The sequence below is a fragment of the Agromyces sp. GQ35 genome, assembly GCF_059758475.1.
In genome coordinates, this window is record NZ_JCAXEO010000001.1 from 2468841 (window position 1) to 2486621 (window position 17781).

Sequence of the window (17781 nt, forward strand, 5' to 3'; positions counted from 1 at the left end):
AGGAGACCGAACTATGCGAGTGTTCATCGCCGGCGCAACAGGCGCCATCGGATCGAGGTTGGCGCCCCTGCTCGCGGCTGCCGGCCACGAGGTGGTCGGCACCTCGAGGAGCGCTGATCGATTGGGGGCGATCGAGGCGACAGGCGTGCGAGGGGTGGTGATGGATGGCCTCAACGCTGCATCCGTGCGTGCTGCCGTGCTCGACGCCCGCCCCGACGTCATCGTGCACGAACTCACCGGCCTGGCCGGGCCGCCGCTCGATTTCAAGCACTTCGACCGCTCCTTCGCCGCGACGAACGAGCTGCGCACGCGCGGCACCGATCACCTGCTCGCGGCAGCCGCCGAGGCGGGAGTCGGCAGGTTCATCGCCCAGAGCTACGGTGGATGGCCGAATGAGCGCACGGGCGGTCCGGTGAAGACCGAGGAGGATCCGTTGGATCCGTACCCGACGGATGCTTCGCGCAAGACGATCGCGGCGATCCGGTACGTCGAGGCGGCGACCGCGGCCGTCGGCGGTCTCGCTCTGCGATACGGAACGCTGTACGGCCCCGGGCAGGCCATCGGGCGTGGAGGTGCGATGGTCGGGATGGTCTTGGCGGGCAGACTCCCACTGGTGGGTCGCGGCACCGGCATCACCTCGTTCTGCCACATCGACGACGCAGCATCAGCCACCGCTGCGGCCGTCACCGGTGGCGCCGCCGGGGTGTACAACATCGTCGACGATGAGCCGGCGCCGGTCTCGGAATGGCTTCCCGCGCTCGCTGAGGCCGTCGGGGCGAAGGCGCCGATGCGCGTGCCGGTGTGGATCGCGAAACCGCTGATCGGCGAGCACGGGGTGTCCTTCATGACGATGGTGCGCGGTTCGTCGAACGCGAAGGCCAAGCGCGAGTTGGCGTGGTCGCCGGCCTGGCCGAGCTGGCGAGACGGGTTCCGCACCGGCCTCGGGTGATCCCGGTGCAGTCGCCCGCCCTGCAGCCCGTCCGTCGGTTACCGACGGCCCGGCGCCAGGCCTGAGAACGCGACTCATTCCTATCTTGAGCCCCGCGCCGATTCCCGGCATACGCTGGGCCGTATGGCACACGATCACGACCACGCCGCGACGGCGAATCGCACCCGGCTCTGGGTGGCGATCGCCATCATCGGCGCGTTCCTGGTGGTGCAGCTGATCGGGGCGTTCTTCAGCGGGTCGCTCGCATTGCTCGCCGATGCCGGGCACATGACGAGTGACCTGATCGGCCTCGTCGTCGCCCTCGTCGCCGCGGTGGTCGCCGCTCGGCCGGCGACCGATCGCCAGACCTATGGGTATCGGCGGGCGGAGGTGTTCGGCGCGCTCATCAACGGCGTGATCCTCGTCGTCGTCGCGGTCTCGGTCGCGATCAGCGCCGTCGGCCGGCTCCTGACCGGTGCCGAAGGTGAGGCGCACGAGGTGCAGGGCGTGCCGATGCTCGTGGTGGCCGCCATCGGTCTCGCGGCGAACGTGGCCGCGATGCTGGTGCTGCGCGGTGGCGCGAAGGACTCGATCAACCTGCGGGGCGCATACCTCGAGGTGCTCGGCGATCTCATCGGCTCGGTGCTGGTCATCGCTGCGGCGCTCGTGATCGTGTTCACCGGCTTCGATGCGGCCGACCCGATCGCCTCACTCGCGATCGCCGCGCTCATCGTGCCGCGCGCGCTCTCGCTGCTCCGCGATGTGGCGCGGGTACTCTTCCAGTCGGCGCCGGCCGATACCGACGTCGCCGAGATCCGCACCCACATCTTGAGCACGACCGGGGTCGTCGCGGTGCACGACGTGCATGTGTGGGCGATCACTTCGGGGTCGCATGTCTTCAGTGCGCACGTCGAGGTCGAACCCGAGGTGTTCGCGTCGGGTCGCGCGGGGGAACTGCTCGATGAGCTCGGCGGATGCCTCAGCGAGCACTTCGACGTCGCGCACTCGACGTTCCAGCTCGAGCCGGCAGGGCGCGCCGAATTGGAGCAGCGGCAGCACCCGTGATCGGAACCGCGGCAACTGTCGAAGCTGCGTGAGCCGCCACAGCGTCTGCGACGACGGATGGCGGTGAGTTGCGCGCTACCGCTCGTCGGGGCCGCGGTCGAAGACCTCGGGGTCGAGCACGAGCTGCTCGGCCTCTTCGTGGTCGGTGACCACATCGGCACCGGCCGCTGCGGCCTTGCGTGCCTTGTGCGCCGACGAGAAGTAATGCCAGAGCGTCGGGATGAGGGTGAGCACCACCGCGCCGAGCAGGATGACATCGATGTACTCCTGCACGAAGTCCGCGATCGGCGGGATGTACCCGATGAGGAATCCGAAGTACGTGAGGCCGACACCCCAGATGATCGCGCCGATGAAGTTGTAGAGCGTGTATTTCTTGTAGTTCATGTGGCCGACGCCCGCGGCGACCGGCGCGAAGGTGCGTACGATCGGAACGAATCGGGCGAGGATGATCGCGAGCGCGCCGAATCGCTCGAAGAACGCGTTCGTGCGTTCGACGTTCTTGACGCTGAAGAGACCGGATTCCTTGCGTTCGAACACGCTCGGACCGAACTTGTGGCCGATGAGATACCCCACCTCGCCGCCGAGGAACGCGGCGAGTCCGATCGCGAGGCACACCCACCAGATGTCGACGCCGAAGACGAGCGAGGTGTGCGTGAGCAGTCCGGAGATGACGAGCAGCGTGTCGCCCGGCAGGAGGAACCCGACGAGGAGGCCCGTCTCGGCGAAGACGATCGCGCAGACCACGACGAGTGCCCACGGGCCGGCGCCGGCGATGATGGTCTCAGGATCGAGCCACGGAATGAGCGCGGTATGGATCACGGGAGGGATCTCCTGTCGTCGTGGGGCACGGCGCAGCGTCGACCAAGAAGGCGTAGCCAGCAGCGGTGTGGTGTTCGTTGCAGTCTACCGAGACCGGTTTGCGAGCGACATCCGACTGGAGGATGACCCGGCACGCTGGCCGTGGTCTGCAGGAAGGGTGCGCGGGCCGGGTCAGGCCGCGAGCGCCTCGAAGATCGCGCCGTTCAGTCGGAACGACTCGCGGACCTCGGCGACCAGCACGTCGACCTGCTCGGGCGACAGGGCGAGGTCGTTGATGGCTTCGCGGTAGCCGCGCTTGTAGCGCACCACGCCGTCTTCGGCGATCTCGAATCGGTAGAAGCCGAGCTGCTCGGGCGCTGCGCCGTAGTGCCGGGCCACGAGCCGCGCGATCGCCTGGCCGCCGGAGAGGTCGCCGAGGTAGCGGGTGTAGTGGTGCGCGAGGTAGCGGACGTCGTCGTCGGCGATCGCGCGGAGGTGTGCAGCGTACGCGGCGGTGGCCGCCAACGGCGGGTGCGTGGTGCGCCAGTCGGCGGCGCCGAGTGCGGCGAGGTCGGACTCGATGGCGGCCATGCGTGCGAGTTCGGGGTCGAAGATGGCAGGGTCGCCATCTCGACTGCCTCGTTGTTCGAGCGCCTCATACACCCACCCGAACTGCGCGAGATACCGCGTGTACTCCGCGAGCGAGAGCTCGCCGCCCATGAGCTGCACGATATAGCCACGCGACTCGGCGGCGCGGTGATCGTCGGCCGACGCCGCACGCACGAGCGCGGCGACATCGAGCGGCTGTGCATCGGAACGGGTCGAAGCGGGGGGAGCGATCGTCATGATGAGGCGACCCTTCGGGTTAGGTAAGGATTACCTCACTAGCCTAGAGGGCGTTCGGGCGCGAGGGAAGTGTCAGCGGTCGCGGAGTAGTTCGATCTCCTCGCGATTCACCGCGGCGGCTCGCGAGAGGAGTTCGTTGGCGAAGGCGAGCTGTTCGTCGGTCAGGGTGTCGAGGTAGGCGTTCCAGCGTGCGCCGACGCGCCCGTAGACCTCGCCGAAGCGGGCGAAGATCGCCGCGGCATCCGCGGTCACGATGACCCGGCGCCGGTCGTTCGGGTCTCGGTCGCGGCTGACGAGGCCCTCGCGTTCGAGTCGGTCGATGACCGTCGTGATGGCTCCGCCGGCGGTGAGTCCGGCGCGCTCGGCCAGCTCTCCGGGCGTGGCGGGCCCCTCGGCGAGCAGCAGGCCCGCGCACTGCAGGTCGGTGCTGTTCACTCCGCCCCACTTCGCGACGGTGTCTTGGAAGAGCACGGCGCGAGCCATGAACTCGCGCATCACCTCGCCGGCCCGCTCGAGCTCGCGTGCACGCGTTGACGGTTCGGTCATCGAACGCTACTCTCTCTATTATCGAGAGACTCGATTATCGAGACTCTTGCCCAATGCTCTACCGAAGGAGCATCCCATGCCACGCGCGCTCATCGTCGGAGGCGGGGTCGCCGGCACCGCAACCGCCCTGTTCCTCCAGCGAGCCGGATGGGAGGTCGAGATCTTCGAGGCGAAGACGGCACCTGACGACTACGCCGGCCTGTTCCTCAACCTCGCCACGAACGGGCTCGCGGTGCTCGACCAGCTCGGACTTCGGGAGCAGCTCGTCGAGGCGGGACATCGCGCGCCGCAGATGGTGATGTGGTCGAGCACGGGAAAGCGACTCGGCACCGTGCCGAACGGGCCGCCGGGTGCACCCGAGCGCGGGAGTGTCGTGGTGCGCCGCGGCATCCTGCATCGGGTGCTGCGCGAGGCCGTCACCGCAGCAGGCATCCCATTCCGGTTCGGCGCCCGCCTCGAACACATCGACGAGACGGATGCCTCGGTGCGCGCGACCTTCGCCGATGGCAGCACCGCGACCGGCGATCTGCTGATCGGCGCCGACGGCGTCAGCTCGCCGACGCGCCACAAGATCGATCCCGATGCCCCGACACCCGCCTACAGCGGCCTCGTCGGGCTCGGGGGCTTCGCGCATGTGCCGGGGCTCGCGCCCACGCCCGGCGAGCAGCACATGGTGTTCGGGCGGCGCTCGTTCTTCGGGTACCTGGTGCGCGACGACGGAGAGGTCTACTGGTTCGCGAACGTCTCGCGCACCGAGATCGATCGCCCGGCAGTGCGCTCCGTGACCGGCGAGCAGTGGCTGGCGCAGCTTCGAGAGTTGCACGCAGATGACCCGCATCCGGTGCCGCAGATCCTCGAGCATGCGGTGGGAGAGCTCCGCGGCTACCCGATCGACGAGCTGCCGCACGTGCCCCACTGGGCGAGGGGGCGCCTGGTCGCCGTCGGCGATGCCGTGCACGCCATCTCGCCGAGCGCGGGCCAAGGCGCATCCCTGGCGCTCGAAGACGCGATCACGCTCGCACGGTGTCTGCGCGAAGAGCCCGACCACACGGCCGCGCTCGCGGAGTACCAGCTGCTGCGACAGGCTCGGGCCGAAGCGATCGTCGGCTACGCGCAGGCGATCAACGCGCAGAAGCGGGTCACCACGTCGCGGCTCGGCATCGCCGTTCGCGACGCGATACTGCCGATCTTCCTGCGGAAGGCGCGCGACGACACTCGCAATGACTGGCTGTACAACCACGAGATCGCGTGGACCGGACCCGTTGTCGGAGGCCGGCGGTAGCGTCTGCCGGATGAAGCACGGATTCATCTTCACCGGCACCGATCCTGAACTCGCGGTCGAGCTCGCGGCGCTCGCCGAAGCGCACGGCTGGCAGGGCTTCTTCGTGTGGGAGGGCATCTGGGCGACCGACCCGTGGGCCACGCTCGCGGCGGCCGCGATGGTGACCGATCGCATCCGGCTCGGCACCATGCTCACGCCGGTGCCACGGCGCCGCCCGTGGGAGCTCGCCGGGCAGACGATGACCGTCGACCGACTCTCGAAGGGTCGCGTCGTCCTCGCTGCCGGGCTCGGCGTGTCCGAGGCCGAGCCGAGGTTCTGGATCTTCGAAGACGATCCCGGGCGGCGGCACCGCGCAGAGCTGCTCGACGAATCGCTCGAACTCCTGCAGCACCTCTGGCGCGCGGAACCGTTCGAGTACGAAGGTCGGCACTTCCGGGCGCGACGCGCCGATTCGATGCTGCCGCCTGCGATCGTGCAGGAGCCGCGCATTCCGACCTGGGTCGTCGGCCTCTGGCCCCGCATGAAATCGATGCGACGCGTGGCCGCGTACGACGGGTGGATTCCGAATTACGCGCCGCCCGGCGCATCGCCATCGAGTCCCGAAGAGCAGGCGAGCCTCTACACCCCTGAGATCGCCGCAGAGGCGATCGCGTGGATCCGAGCCGAGCGCGCCGCAATGGGGCTCGCCGACCGTCCGTTCGAGGTCATTCACGAGGGCACCACGAGCGGCACCGACGCCGCCGCCGACGCGGCGCTCGTGCAGCCGTGGGCAGACGCGGGCGCCACCTGGTGGCTCGAGTCCGACTGGAGCGTTCCGGCCGATGCGGTCGCCGAGTACGCGCGCGAACGACTCCGCGCAGGTCCGCCACTCCAGTAGACCCGAGGCCGGCACGAGGCCGTCGCGAATCGGGGCGTGCTCAGCGACGGCGGTACTCGACCTCCGGCCGACCGGGGGTTCCGTACCGGCCGGCGCGCTCGACGACGCCGGAGTCGGCGAGATGCTCCAGGTAGCGGCGGGCGGTCACGCGCGAGAGGTCGAGCGTCGCAGCGAGCTCGCCGGCCGACATCGCGCCGGCAGGAGCGTCTCGCACGGCTGCGCGCACCCGGTCGAGGGTCTCGCGGGTGAGGCCCTTCGGGAGGTCGGTGCCTGAGCTGGTGCGGAGGGCGGCGAACGAGGCATCCACCTCCTGCTGGTCGGTGACGCCGGCCGAGCCCACCCGCGCGTGGTAGTCGCGATAGGCGTGCATCTTCTCGGCGAACGCCGCGAAGCCGAACGGCTTGATCAGGTACTGCACGATGCCGAGCGAGACGGCCGACCGCACGACGGCAGCGTCGCGCACCGCGGTCACCGCGATGACGTCGATCTCGATGCCGGCGGCGCGAAGCGAACGGCAGAGCTCGATGCCTGTCGTGTCGGGAAGGTTCACATCGAGGAGGATGAGGTCGAACGGGGGAGTGCGCCCCTCGCGGGCGTCTCGGAGCAGCCGGAACGCCTCGTGTCCGGTGTGTGCGATGCCGGCGGAGACGAACCCCTCGACCCTCGTGACATAGGCCGCGTGGGCATCTGCGGTGATCGGGTCGTCTTCGACGACGAGCACCCGAACGCGCTCAGTCATCGGGGCCCGCCTCCGCGACGGCAGATGGGGCGAGCACGATCGGCAGGCGAACCTCGAACATCGAGCCGAGCACCTGGATGTCGCCGCCGAGGCGTGAGACGGTCTGGCGCACGAGGGCGAGCCCGATACCGTGGCCGGCGGCCTGCTTCGTCGTGACGCCGAGCTCGAACACGCGGTCGCCGGCATCGGGGCCGCCACCGGTGTCACTCACCGAGATGTGCAGCACGCCGGCCTCCTGGTCGACGTCGACGGCCACATCGACGCGCGGTGCCGGGGTCATCGCCGCGGCGTCGAGGGCGTTGTCGATGAGGTTTCCCACGATCGTGATGAGGTCGCGGGCTGAAACGGACGTGGCCTCGAGCCGGTCGGGCAGCTCGAGCTCGAAGGCGATGCCGCGTTCGCTCGCCTGCGCGGCCTTGCCGAGGAGCAGGGCGAGCAGCACCGGTTCTTCGACGGCGGACAGGAGCCGGTCGGCGAGGGCCTGGCTGAGCGCGAGTTCGGAGCTCGCGAGCGCCGCGGCATCCGCTGCCCGATCGAGCTCGATGAGGGCGATGATCGTGTGCAGGCGATTCGCGAACTCGTGCGCTTGCGAGCGCAGGGCGTCGGAGAGCGTCGTCATCGTCTCGAGCTCACCGGTCAGCTCCTGCAGCTCGGTGTGATCGCGTAGCGTGGTGACCGAGCCGATTCGGCCGCTGGAGGCACCACCGGCGCCCCGGTCACGACGGCGCTCGCGCGCTCGATCGCGCGAGACGATGACGTCGCGGTCGACCACGAGCACGTGCGTCGGCGTGATCGCGATCGCGTCGACGACGGCATCGGCGCGCGAGAGCACCTCGGCGACCGCCGGCGGCAGGTCGAGCTCGGCGAGCGGCACCGGTGCCGGCTCGGCCGCGCGGTGTTCGCGACGTTCGCGCCGCGGCAGGCCGAGCAGCTCGGCGGCGCGGTCGTTGTAGAGCACCACGGCGTTCGAGCGGTCCTGCAGCACGAGTCCCTCGCCGATGGAGTGCATCACGCCCTCGTAGTACGAGAACATGCGACTCATCTCCTCTGCGCCGCGACCCCACGTGACCCGGCGCAGGTAGCGGCTCAGCACCCACGCGATGATCGCCCCGACGCCGATCATGGCGAGCGCCGCGAGCAGCACCGCTGCGATGCGCGCACCGAGCGCGACCTGCGTGTTCGAGACCGTGACGCCGACCGCGACGAGGGCGATCACCTCGCCGTCGTCGGCTTCGACCGGCACGACCGCGCGCACCGAGGGGCCGAGCGTGCCCGTGTACGTCTCGGTGAACTCGTCGCCGTCGAGGGCGCGGTCGATGTTGCCGAGGAACTCCTGCCCGATCTGCTCGGGATCGGGGTGCGTGTAGCGCACGCGGTCGGGCGCCATGATCGTGATGAAGTCGATGCCCGCCTCCGCCATCACGTCGAGTGCGTACGGCTGCAGGCGCGCCGAGGGGTCGGAGTTGCCGAGGGCGGTCTCGACGAACGGGTCGGCGGCGAGCGTCTCGGCGACGGCGAGGCTCTTCGCGGCAGCGTCCCGTTCGACATCGCCGCGAGCGTCGGCCCAGATCCACACGACGGTGAGCGTCGCGAGCGTCACGATCATCACCAGTTGCAGCGCGAAGAGCTTCGCGGCGATGCTCCAGCCCCGAACCCACCGCACCATGATCCACCTCGCTACGCCGCTCGAGATCACTCTAGACACGCGTGGGTTCGGCCGCCGCGAACAGTATGAACAGAACCGGATGCCGCGGCATCCGTGGTCGCATTCTGGGTCGATACCGACTCATCGCCGACCGGCGATGACCGACCACGGAAGGCAGACGGCAATGGCGCTCCAGTCTCAGACCTCGGGCACGAAGCCCCGACGGAGGATCGATTCCTCGCACTACCTCTACATCGCGGTCATCGTGGCCGTGCTCGCGGGCGTCACGGTGGGACTCGTCGTTCCCGACTTCGCCGTCGGGCTGAAGCCGATCGGCGACGCCTTCGTGCTGCTCATCAAGATGATGATCGCCCCGATCATCTTCTGCACGATCGTGCTCGGCGTCGGGTCGATCGCGAAGGCCGCCACCGTCGGAAAGGTCGGCGGGCTCGCGCTGCTCTACTTCATGGTGATGTCGACGTTCGCGCTCGGCATCGGTCTCGTGGTCGGCAACCTCATCCACCCGGGTGAAGGCCTGAACATCGGCAGCGCATCGTACGACACGAGCACGCTCGAGCCGAAGACCACGACCGAGTTCCTCCTCGGGATCATCCCCGTGTCGATGCTGTCGTCGCTCACCGACGGCAACATCCTGCAGGTGCTGTTCGTCGCCCTCCTCGTGGGCTTCGCGCTGCAGAGGATGGGGTCGAAGGGCGCGCCGATCCTCGGTGCGATCCGCCAGATCCAGGCCCTCGTGTTCCGCATCCTCGCGATGATCATGTGGGTCGCGCCGATCGGCGCGTTCGGCGCCATCGCGGCGGTCGTCGGCAACACCGGCGTTGCTGCCATCATCAGCCTCGGCACACTCATGATCGCGTTCTACATCACGTGCGCGATCTTCATCGTCGTCGTGCTCGGCTCATTGCTCTGGGCGGTCGCGCGGGTCAACATCTTCCGCATGATGAAGTACCTCGGCCGCGAGTACCTGCTCATCGTCTCGACGTCGTCGAGCGAGGTCGCGCTGCCTCGCCTGATCGCGAAGATGGAGCACGTCGGCGTCTCGAAGTCGGTCGCCGGAATCACGGTGCCGACCGGCTACTCCTTCAACCTCGACGGCACCGCGATCTACCTCACGATGGCGTCGCTGTTCATCGCGAGCGCGATGGGCACCCCGCTCGCGCTCGGCGAGCAGATCGGCCTGCTGATCTTCATGATGGTGGCCTCGAAGGGTGCGGCCGGCGTGACCGGCGCGGGCCTCGCGACGCTCGCCGGCGGTCTGCAGGCGCACCGGCCCGACCTCGTCGACGGCGTCGGCGTGATCGTCGGCATCGACCGGTTCATGTCGGAGGCGCGTGCGCTCACGAACTTCACGGGCAACGCCGTGGCCGCCCTGCTCGTCGGCACCTGGACGAAGGAGCTCGATCGCGAGCAGCTGCGCAGCGTGCTCGCCGGTGAGCGGCCCTTCGACGAGACGACGATGAGCGTCGACGACCACCTCTCGACCGACGAGCAGGTCGAGCTCGAGCTCGAGCAGCGCCCGTCGACCGAGGCGATCGCCGCGATCGTCGGCGAACTCGAGCACGAGAAGGCGGGGCAGGGCCGTGGCCGCTGACGTTCGCGTCGCCGCCGCGGCCCCGGCGGGCACCGTTTCGACGGTGCCCGCCGGGCTCGCCCGCTCCTGGCTGCTCGTGCCGGGGTCGGTGGACGACCTCCGGGGCAGGGCGGCCGCCTCCCGTGCCGATGTCGTCGTCGTCGACCTCGAAGACGGCGTCGCGGCGGCCGAGAAGGGGCGTGCACGTCGCGCCCTCGCTGCGGCTGCCGAGACCGGGCTTCGGCCGTGGGTGCGCATCGGTGACGCTGCATCCGATGAGTGGCGAACGGATGTCGCGCTCCTGCGCGGCCGTGACCTCGTCGCTGGCGTTGTGCTCGCCAAGGTCGAGGCGCCAGATCACGTGCGACGCACCCTCGATGCGCTCGACGGCGCGGTGCCGATCGTCGCGCTCGTCGAGAGCGCGCGCGGCATCGAGGCGGCGCTCGAGATCGCGGAGACGCCCGGCGTCTCGCGTCTCGCATTCGGCAGCGGTGACTTCCGCCGTGACACGGGCGCTGCCGACGGCCAGCTCGCGTTGCTCTACGCACGGTCGCGACTCGTCAGCACGAGTCGCGCCGCCGGCCTGCCGGGGCCGATCGACGGGCCGACCGTTCGACGCGAAGAGACGGTGCTGACGGATGCCTCGCAGCACGCGGCATCCCTCGGCATGACCGGTCGGCTCTGCCTCCGTGAAGAGCAGATCGATGCGGTGAACGCCGCTCTCAGCCCATCGGGCGACGAACTCGCGTGGGCGCTCGACGTGCTCGAGACGCTCGAGCGCTCCGGCATCCGCGATGGGAGCGACCTGCCCCGCATCGCGCGCGCACGGTCGATCTGCGGAGCGGCCGAGACGTTCGGCATCGAAGCGGTTGCCGCAGGCCCGCACCGCTCCGACTACGCGCGCTGAACGCTCAGTCGGAGGAGTCGTTCTTCGTGATCTCGTTGCCGTCGGCGTCGTACTCGATCCAGGCGTCGTCGATTTCCGGCGACTGGGACGGTGGGCGATTGGGATCCCGGTCGAGATCGAGCGGCTCTTCCAGTGGATCGACGAAATCGGTCATGGTCTGATCCTCTCCTGCGTGGGCTGCCGGTGATCCGACGCTAGCGCGTCCCGCGAAGGTGCGGTAGGGCTTGCGCGGCACGACTGCCTTCAGCGGCCGGGAGAGCGTGAATCGCCCCGCTCGGTGGAGCGGGGCGATTCACTTCGTCATCACCTGGTGTCAGCCGGCTGCGCGCTGCAGTCTGATCAGGCCGGTCGGGAAGCGATCGCGTGCCGAGACGTACACGATTCCCCTCGCGTCATCGACCGCGACGCCGTACACCTTGTTGCCGAACGCCGTGGCGGGGTAGTCGGCGATCATGGCGAGGTCGGTGGCGTTCAGCACCAGCACCCCGCTGGCATCGAAGGCGTCGCTCTGGTGGCCGAGGTAGAGCCGATTCGCGATCGGGTCGACCGCGATCGAGCGCAGGTCCGGCGACGGCGACGTGAGCGTCTCGGCGATCAGCGAGTAGTCCGCACCGTCGTACACGCGAACGGATGCGGTCGCCGCCGTCACGTCGGAGTTGCTGACGTAGATGCGTGTCGCGATCGGGTCATAGGCGATGCCGTGCGATCGCCAGTTCGCACCGGGCGTGGTGACGGTCGTGAGCACGGAGCCGGTCGTCGCATCCATGACATCGAAGCCGGAGGCCCGACTGGCACCGAAGACCCTGCCGCCCGCCAGGTCGACGTCGATGCCGCGCACATTCCCCGAGGGGAAGGTGAACGGGCCTCGCACCAGTGAGGCGTCGTCGAGCTTCAGCACCGCCCAAGCCGCGCCGTATGCAACGTACAGCTCGCGCTTCTCGGGGTCGATCGCCACGTCTCGAACACCCTCCGCCTCGCCGCCGGGCACCAGGTGGGTGGCGACGATGGCATCAGTGACCGGGTCGATCTCGAGCACCCGCGCCGGCCGCTGCTCGTTGCCGACGAAGAGGTGCCCGTTCGACGGGTCGACGACGGAGCCGACGGGCTTGACGTCGAGGTCGGGAGCCGACTCGGCCGACGGGATCGCCGTGAGCGGCGACGGGGTGTAGTCGAGCCCGGTCGGTGGGTCCGTCGGGTCGGTCGGGTCGGTCGGGTCGGTCGGATCCGTCGGGTCCGTCGGGTCCGTCGGGTCCGTCGGGTCCGTCGGATCCGTCGGGTCGGTCGGTCCGCCGGCGCCCAATCGCTGACTGACGGTCACCGAGACGGCGTCGAGTTCGGAGCCGGGCGGGTTGAGGCGGAAGTCGCGGTTGGAGACGAACACCCGCTGGTGCTCCTCGTCGACCGAGATGCCGTAGCCGTCCTTGCCGTACTCGGGGTCGTCGAAGTCGCCGAGCTGCTTCCCGGTCTTCGGGTCGTGCACGGAGAATCCACCCGACCCGTCAGCCGTTCCCGTGTATCCGACGTAGAGCAGGCCGTTGGTCGAGTCGACGTCGAGCTGACGCGGATTCGCCCGGCTCGTCTGCTCCCACAACGCGGCGTAGCCGTTGTCGACATCGAAGGCGGCGAGGTTGGTGGCATCGGGCACATCGCTGAAGTAGCTCGTGGTGATGATGCCTTCGGTGGGGTCGGCGGCGACGTAGTAGGCGTCGGCGGTGCCGTTGATGACGCCGAGCGAGGCGCCGGTCGTGGCGTCGAGGACTTCGACGCCGCGTGATGGCACCGCGCCGTAGACGAGCCCGCGCACGGGGTCGACGTCGATGGAGCGGTTGGATTCGATGAACGGGAAGGGCCCGCGTACGACCTGGCCGAAGGTGGCATCCGCGATCGAGACGACGACCCAGTTGCGGTTCTGCTGGCCGACGTAGAGCAGTTGCGCTTCATCGTCGATGCCGAGGTCGCGGATGTTCTCGGGCAGTTCCATCTCCCTGAGCACCTCGTCGGTCTCGGGGTCGATCTCGAAGATCTTCCGCGAGTTCTGATCGCCCAGGTAGAGCACGTCCCTCGACTCGGAATACGCCGAACCCGCAGGCAGCTTCGCGTTCACCTTGTTCACCGAATCGAGCGACGAGATCTGCTCGTACTCGTACCCGGCCTCGAGCACCCGCTCGCTGATCGTGACCGCGACGGCGTCGAGTTCGGAGCCGGGCGGGTTGAGGCGGAAGTCGCGGTTGGAGACGAACACCCGCTGATGCTCCTCGTCGACCGAGATGCCGTAGCCGTCCTTGCCGTACTCGGGGTCGTCGAAGTCGCCGAGCTGCTTCCCGGTCTTCGGGTCGTGCACGGAGAATCCACCCGACCCGTCAGCCGTTCCCGTGTATCCGACGTAGAGCAGGCCGTTGGTCGAGTCGACGTCGAGCTGACGCGGATTCGCCCGGCTCGTCTGCTCCCACAACGCGGCGTAGCCGTTGTCGACATCGAAGGCGGCGAGGTTGGTGGCATCGGGCACATCGCTGAAGTAGCTCGTGGTGATGATGCCTTCGGTGGGGTCGGCGGCGACGTAGTAGGCGTCGGCGGTGCCGTTGATGACGCCGAGCGAGGCGCCGGTCGTGGCGTCGAGGACTTCGACGCCGCGTGATGGCACCGCGCCGTAGACGAGCCCGCGCACGGGGTCGACGTCGATGGAGCGGTTGGATTCGATGAACGGGAAGGGCCCGCGTACGACCTGGCCGAAGGTGGCATCCGCGATCGAGACGACGACCCAGTTGCGGTTCTGCTGGCCGACGTAGAGCAGTTGCGCTTCATCGTCGATGCCGAGGTCGCGGATGTTCTCGGGCAGTTCCATCTCCCTGAGCACCTCGTCGGTCTCGGGGTCGATCTCGAAGATCTTCCGCGAGTTCTGATCGCCCAGGTAGAGCACGTCCCTCGACTCGGAATACGCCGAACCCGCAGGCAGCTTCGCGTTCTCGCGATTGACCGAGCCGATGCCGCCGATCACTCGGTAGTCGACCGTCTGGGTCGGTTCCTCGGGCCCGCCGGGCCCGGGGTCGGGGTTCGGGTTGCAGCCGAGGCACGGCTGTTGGGTTCCCGGGTCGATCTTCTGCGGTGGCGCGTCATCGGTCACGGCCTTGCCGGACTCGTTCTTCACGATCGTGAGCCCGTCGAAGTACTCGCCATCGGCGGTACGTGCTTCGTAGCGAAGCTCGTCGCCCGAGACGTCGATCAGCTGGTAGAGCTGCTTGCCGCCTTCGAGCCGGCGCAAGTGGGCGCCGTTCTCGTTCCAGAGGCGCGGCCCGACGCCCGAGTACATCTTCGAGCCGACGACGGAGATCGCGTAGACCGGCCCGTCGTAGTTGAGGTCGGCGTTCCACTCTGCCGGGTTGCCCTCCTCTGCGGCATCCGTGTTACCTCGACCGTAATTGTGGTCGTGGCCTTGCAGCACGAGGTCGACGTTGTGCTCCTCGAAGAGTGGCAGCCATGCTTCGCGGATCGCCCGATTGTTGCGCCCCTCGTCGAGCGAGAAGATCGGGTGGTGGAAGAAGACGACCGTCCACTTGTTGGGGTTGTCCTCGAGGGTGGTCTTCAGCCACTCGGTCTGCACGGCGAGGGCGGATGCCTCGGTGATGTTCGAGTTCAGCGAGATGAACCGCACGCCCTGGTAGTCGCTCGCGTACACGGTGCCGTCGAGCAGCGCTTCGACCTCGGCCGAGCCGGTCGGACCGTTGTCGGGGTAGGCGAATTGCGCCCGCCACTGCTTGGAGAGCTCGGTGCCCTCGTACTCATGGTTTCCGGCTGCCGCGAGGAAGTTCTGCGTGCCGAACTGGTAGCCCGCCGCGTCGAACACCTCGCCCCATTGCGTGTCATCGTGTGCGTCGTTGATGAGGTCGCCGGCCTGCAGCACGATGCTCGCATCGGGCCGGTCGCGGAACGCATTGCGAATCACGCGGGAAGCGTCGGACTTGATGCCGTTCTGCACATCGCCGAGGTAGATGAACGAGAAGTCCTCCGGCCCGGCAGCAGCGGTCGTGAAGTGCTGCCACTCGCTGAAGTTCGTGCCGTCACCGACCCGGTACTGGTACTGCGTCGCCGGCGTCAGCCCGGCGAACTCCACGGTGTGGAACTCTTCCGAGTAGCCGTGCGCGGTGTCGACCTGCTCGTGATCGACGGCGTTCACCGTCGTGAGGTCGGTGCGGTACGGCTCAGCCGTCGCGACGCGAAGCTGCGCCTGGGCGGTGGTGACACCCGTGCTCGTGCGCCAGGTCACGGCCTGCGAGGTCGCGAGGTCGCCCGAGGGAGTCAGCACGATGCGGTCGGGGATGCGCGACGGCCCATGCTGCTCGAGTGGCGTGGCCGTCGCAGCGACGGCGGATGGCGCAGGTCCGATCAGCGGCGTGATGAACGCCGCGGTGAGCGCGGCCGCAACGAAGACGGAGGTGAACCTCGTTCGCCGGGGGCGTGCGGGCACCAGCTTCATGGAACGGCCCTTCTCTGATGGTGCGGTGGGGGAGGGGAGGATGGCGCTCATGCGTCGCCCTCCTTGCGGAAGCGCAGGCGGCGCGCGACGACGAGACCGGCGAGGCCGAGCAGCAGCGCGCCGCCCGCGATCGCGATGCCGGTGCCGACCCATGCAGTGCCCGTGTTCGCGAGGTCGCGCACTCCGGTGCTCGGTGCACCGGCAGCGAGGATCGTGATGGGCGCCTGCGCGGTCGCCCCCGATTCGAGTCCGCGCACCACGATGGTGTGCGCACCTGGCGTCACACCCGCGGGGATGTGCGCAGTGTAGGTGAAGGCTCCGTCGTCGTCGGCGGTCGGGAAGCCGAGCACGATCGGATCCGAGTGGAGACTGACCTCGAGGTCCTCGTTCGGGAGGAAGCCCGACCCCTTCATCGGCAGCGATCCTCCGGCGGCCACGCCGGTGGCTCCCAGCTCGAGCGGGCCGGGGTTCGCGGTCGGGGGAGTCGTCGGCGGCTGCGTGGTCGGCGGAGTCGTGGTCGGCGGCTCGGTCGTCGGCGGTGTCGTCGGCGGCGTCGTGGCGCCCGGCACGACCGGTGTGGGCCGCTCGGGCGCAGTGCCGTCACCGCGTCCGGAGCCGGGACCCGATTCACGCCCGTCGGCGTCGTCGGTGACGAGCTTCACGCCGTCGTCGGTCTTCGTGATGGTGAACGCATCGAACAGCGCTCCTGTGACGTCCCGGCTCTCGAGGTGGATCTCGTCGTCGGTCACGTCGACGGTCTGGAACATCTGGGTGTCGCGGTTCATCGCGCGCAGATTCGCATCGTTGTTGATCCAGTTGTTGTTCGCCGGGTCGTCGGGAACGTACATCTTCGGCCCTGCAACGGTCACGAGGTAGACGGGGCCGGTGTGGCTCGTCTCGGGGTCGGCCCCCTCGGGAAGGTTCTCTTCATTGGCGAAGAGGTTGCCACGCCCGTAGGCGTGATCGTGGCCCTGCAGCACGAGATCGACATCGTGCGACTCGAACAGCGGCAGCCAGGCGTTGCGGATCGTCGCGTTGTCGCGCCCCGAGGTGACGGAGAAGATCGGCTGGTGGAACGAGACGACGGTCCACTTGTTCGGGTTCTCGGTGAGCACGCGGTCGAGCCACGCCGTCTGAGCGGCGAGATCTGCGCCGCCGATCTGCGAGGCATTCAGCGACACGAATCGCACACCCTGATAGTCGACGTAGTAGGTGTTCTCGCTGAACGTCGCTTCGATGGCCGCCGTATCCGCCGGGCCGTTCTTCGGGTACTCGAACTGTGCGCCCCAATACCTCGTGAGCTGCGGGCCCGGGTAGTACTCGTGGTTGCCAGGGGTCGCGATGACGTTCATGTAGGCGTTCTGGTAGCCCGCGGCCGAGAACCACTCGCCCCACTCGGCGTCGGCCACATCGGTGTCGATGAGATCGCCGAGGTGCACGACGGCCTTCGCATAGGGCCGTGCTTCGAAGGCGGCCCGGAACGCACGCGATGCGTAGGACTTCACGTCGTTCTGGGCGTCGCCCTGCACGATGAAGCTGAACGGTGCTGCAGCGGATGCCGCGGTGCGGAACTCGAACCACTCGCTCCACGTCTGCCCGTCGCCGACGCGGTACACGTAGCTTGAATCCTGGGCGAGCCCCGTCATCGTCGCGGTGTGGTAGCCGATGGTGTACTTCAGGTCGGTTGCGAACTCCTGCGTCGACGTGGCGTCGATCGTCGTCCACTCGGTGATCGGCCCGTCGCTCAGCGGGGCGAACTGCGCCTTCGGCGTGACCACGTCGGTCGAGGTGCGCCACGACACGTTCTGCGTGGTCGCCGGTGTCTCGCTCGGCGTGAGGATGACCCGATCGGGCACGGCACTCGCGACATGCACGGTGGCCGGATTCACGGGCGGCGGGGCCAGGCCGCCACCGGCGGCCATGGCGAATCCGCTGCCGATGCCGGTCAAGGCGATCGCGATCGCCGCGCCTCCGGCGATCAGCGCGCCCCGCCGTTTCGGCTTGGGCTTCGGCGGCTGGGCGGGTCGTTGCTGGGTATCACCGGTCATCGCAGTGCAGTCCTCGGGTCTCGACATGGAGAAAGCTC

14 protein-coding genes are annotated in these 17781 nt (G+C 68.7%); 6 read left to right on the forward strand and 8 right to left on the reverse strand.

Annotation, left to right across the window (positions count from 1 at the left end; all coding sequences use genetic code 11):
- Positions 1 to 13 precede the first annotated feature (13 nt).
- Positions 14 to 949, forward strand: coding sequence for an NAD-dependent epimerase/dehydratase family protein (locus AC6CH0_RS11380; RefSeq protein WP_498100770.1), 936 nt, complete (start codon positions 14 to 16; stop codon positions 947 to 949).
- Positions 950 to 1072: 123 nt separating this feature from the next.
- Positions 1073 to 1993, forward strand: coding sequence for a cation diffusion facilitator family transporter (locus tag AC6CH0_RS11385; protein ID WP_498100772.1), 921 nt, complete (start codon positions 1073 to 1075; stop codon positions 1991 to 1993).
- A 75-nt stretch (positions 1994 to 2068) separates the two neighbouring features.
- Here the strand turns inward: AC6CH0_RS11385 and AC6CH0_RS11390 are convergent, their stop codons facing one another.
- The 3 genes from AC6CH0_RS11390 to AC6CH0_RS11400 all read right to left on the reverse strand — a co-directional run bounded on the left by AC6CH0_RS11390 (position 2069) and on the right by AC6CH0_RS11400 (position 4183).
- Positions 2069 to 2809, reverse strand: coding sequence for a DedA family protein (locus AC6CH0_RS11390; RefSeq protein WP_498101118.1), 741 nt, complete (start codon positions 2807 to 2809; stop codon positions 2069 to 2071).
- A 174-nt stretch (positions 2810 to 2983) separates the two neighbouring features.
- Positions 2984 to 3637, reverse strand: coding sequence for a biliverdin-producing heme oxygenase (locus AC6CH0_RS11395; protein WP_498100774.1), 654 nt, complete (start codon positions 3635 to 3637; stop codon positions 2984 to 2986).
- 72 nt (positions 3638 to 3709) lie between these two features.
- Positions 3710 to 4183, reverse strand: coding sequence for a MarR family transcriptional regulator (locus AC6CH0_RS11400; RefSeq protein ID WP_498100776.1), 474 nt, complete (start codon positions 4181 to 4183; stop codon positions 3710 to 3712).
- A 76-nt stretch (positions 4184 to 4259) separates the two neighbouring features.
- Between AC6CH0_RS11400 and AC6CH0_RS11405 the strand changes: the two genes are divergently transcribed.
- Both AC6CH0_RS11405 and AC6CH0_RS11410 read left to right on the forward strand, forming a co-directional pair.
- The gene (locus tag AC6CH0_RS11405) at positions 4260 to 5465 is read left to right on the forward strand and encodes an FAD-dependent oxidoreductase (RefSeq protein WP_498100778.1); all 1206 of its coding nucleotides are present in this window, start codon (positions 4260 to 4262) and stop codon (positions 5463 to 5465) included.
- Between the two features lie 10 nt (positions 5466 to 5475).
- On the forward strand, positions 5476 to 6342 hold the full coding sequence (locus tag AC6CH0_RS11410) for an LLM class flavin-dependent oxidoreductase (protein ID WP_498100780.1): 867 nt from the start codon (positions 5476 to 5478) through the stop codon (positions 6340 to 6342).
- A 40-nt stretch (positions 6343 to 6382) separates the two neighbouring features.
- Here the strand turns inward: AC6CH0_RS11410 and AC6CH0_RS11415 are convergent, their stop codons facing one another.
- Positions 6383 to 7081 (reverse strand): response regulator, encoded by a 699-nt coding sequence (locus AC6CH0_RS11415; RefSeq protein WP_498100782.1) that lies wholly within the window; start codon positions 7079 to 7081, stop codon positions 6383 to 6385.
- Positions 7074 to 8747, reverse strand: coding sequence for an ATP-binding protein (locus AC6CH0_RS11420; protein ID WP_498100784.1), 1674 nt, complete (start codon positions 8745 to 8747; stop codon positions 7074 to 7076). Before AC6CH0_RS11420 ends, AC6CH0_RS11415 begins: the two co-directional genes overlap by 8 nt.
- Positions 8748 to 8910: 163 nt before the next feature.
- On the opposite strand from AC6CH0_RS11420, the gene AC6CH0_RS11425 reads away from it, so the two are divergent.
- Both AC6CH0_RS11425 and AC6CH0_RS11430 read left to right on the forward strand, forming a co-directional pair.
- Positions 8911 to 10338, forward strand: coding sequence for a cation:dicarboxylate symporter family transporter (locus AC6CH0_RS11425; protein ID WP_498100786.1), 1428 nt, complete (start codon positions 8911 to 8913; stop codon positions 10336 to 10338).
- The gene (locus AC6CH0_RS11430) at positions 10328 to 11224 is read left to right on the forward strand and encodes an HpcH/HpaI aldolase/citrate lyase family protein (RefSeq protein ID WP_498100788.1); all 897 of its coding nucleotides are present in this window, start codon (positions 10328 to 10330) and stop codon (positions 11222 to 11224) included. The genes AC6CH0_RS11425 and AC6CH0_RS11430 overlap by 11 nt, the downstream gene beginning before the upstream one ends.
- 4 nt (positions 11225 to 11228) lie before the next feature.
- On the opposite strand, the gene AC6CH0_RS11435 is transcribed toward AC6CH0_RS11430, so the two are convergent.
- The 3 genes from AC6CH0_RS11435 to AC6CH0_RS11445 form a co-directional block, all read right to left on the reverse strand.
- Positions 11229 to 11378 (reverse strand): hypothetical protein, encoded by a 150-nt coding sequence (locus tag AC6CH0_RS11435; protein WP_498100790.1) that lies wholly within the window; start codon positions 11376 to 11378, stop codon positions 11229 to 11231.
- Positions 11379 to 11537: 159 nt separating this feature from the next.
- Positions 11538 to 15746, reverse strand: a complete 4209-nt coding sequence (locus AC6CH0_RS11440; RefSeq protein WP_498100792.1) for a metallophosphoesterase — start codon at positions 15744 to 15746, stop codon at positions 11538 to 11540.
- Positions 15743 to 17743: a purple acid phosphatase family protein gene (locus AC6CH0_RS11445; protein WP_498100794.1), complete on the reverse strand. Its 2001-nt coding sequence runs from the start codon at positions 17741 to 17743 to the stop codon at positions 15743 to 15745. Before AC6CH0_RS11445 ends, AC6CH0_RS11440 begins: the two co-directional genes overlap by 4 nt.
- Positions 17744 to 17781: the final 38 nt, after the last annotated feature.

Coding starts and splice junctions, on each gene's coding strand:
- AC6CH0_RS11410 (WP_498100780.1), top strand. CDS start 5,476: ATGAAGCACGGATTCATCTTCACCGGCACCGATCCTGAACTCGCGGTC.
- AC6CH0_RS11425 (WP_498100786.1), top strand. CDS start 8,911: ATGGCGCTCCAGTCTCAGACCTCGGGCACGAAGCCCCGACGGAGGATC.
- AC6CH0_RS11445 (WP_498100794.1), bottom strand. CDS start 17,743: ATGACCGGTGATACCCAGCAACGACCCGCCCAGCCGCCGAAGCCCAAG.
- AC6CH0_RS11405 (WP_498100778.1), top strand. CDS start 4,260: ATGCCACGCGCGCTCATCGTCGGAGGCGGGGTCGCCGGCACCGCAACC.
- AC6CH0_RS11420 (WP_498100784.1), bottom strand. CDS start 8,747: ATGGTGCGGTGGGTTCGGGGCTGGAGCATCGCCGCGAAGCTCTTCGCG.
- AC6CH0_RS11400 (WP_498100776.1), bottom strand. CDS start 4,183: ATGACCGAACCGTCAACGCGTGCACGCGAGCTCGAGCGGGCCGGCGAG.
- AC6CH0_RS11395 (WP_498100774.1), bottom strand. CDS start 3,637: ATGACGATCGCTCCCCCCGCTTCGACCCGTTCCGATGCACAGCCGCTC.
- AC6CH0_RS11380 (WP_498100770.1), top strand. CDS start 14: ATGCGAGTGTTCATCGCCGGCGCAACAGGCGCCATCGGATCGAGGTTG.
- AC6CH0_RS11385 (WP_498100772.1), top strand. CDS start 1,073: ATGGCACACGATCACGACCACGCCGCGACGGCGAATCGCACCCGGCTC.
- AC6CH0_RS11435 (WP_498100790.1), bottom strand. CDS start 11,378: ATGACCGATTTCGTCGATCCACTGGAAGAGCCGCTCGATCTCGACCGG.
- AC6CH0_RS11415 (WP_498100782.1), bottom strand. CDS start 7,081: ATGACTGAGCGCGTTCGGGTGCTCGTCGTCGAAGACGACCCGATCACC.
- AC6CH0_RS11440 (WP_498100792.1), bottom strand. CDS start 15,746: ATGAGCGCCATCCTCCCCTCCCCCACCGCACCATCAGAGAAGGGCCGT.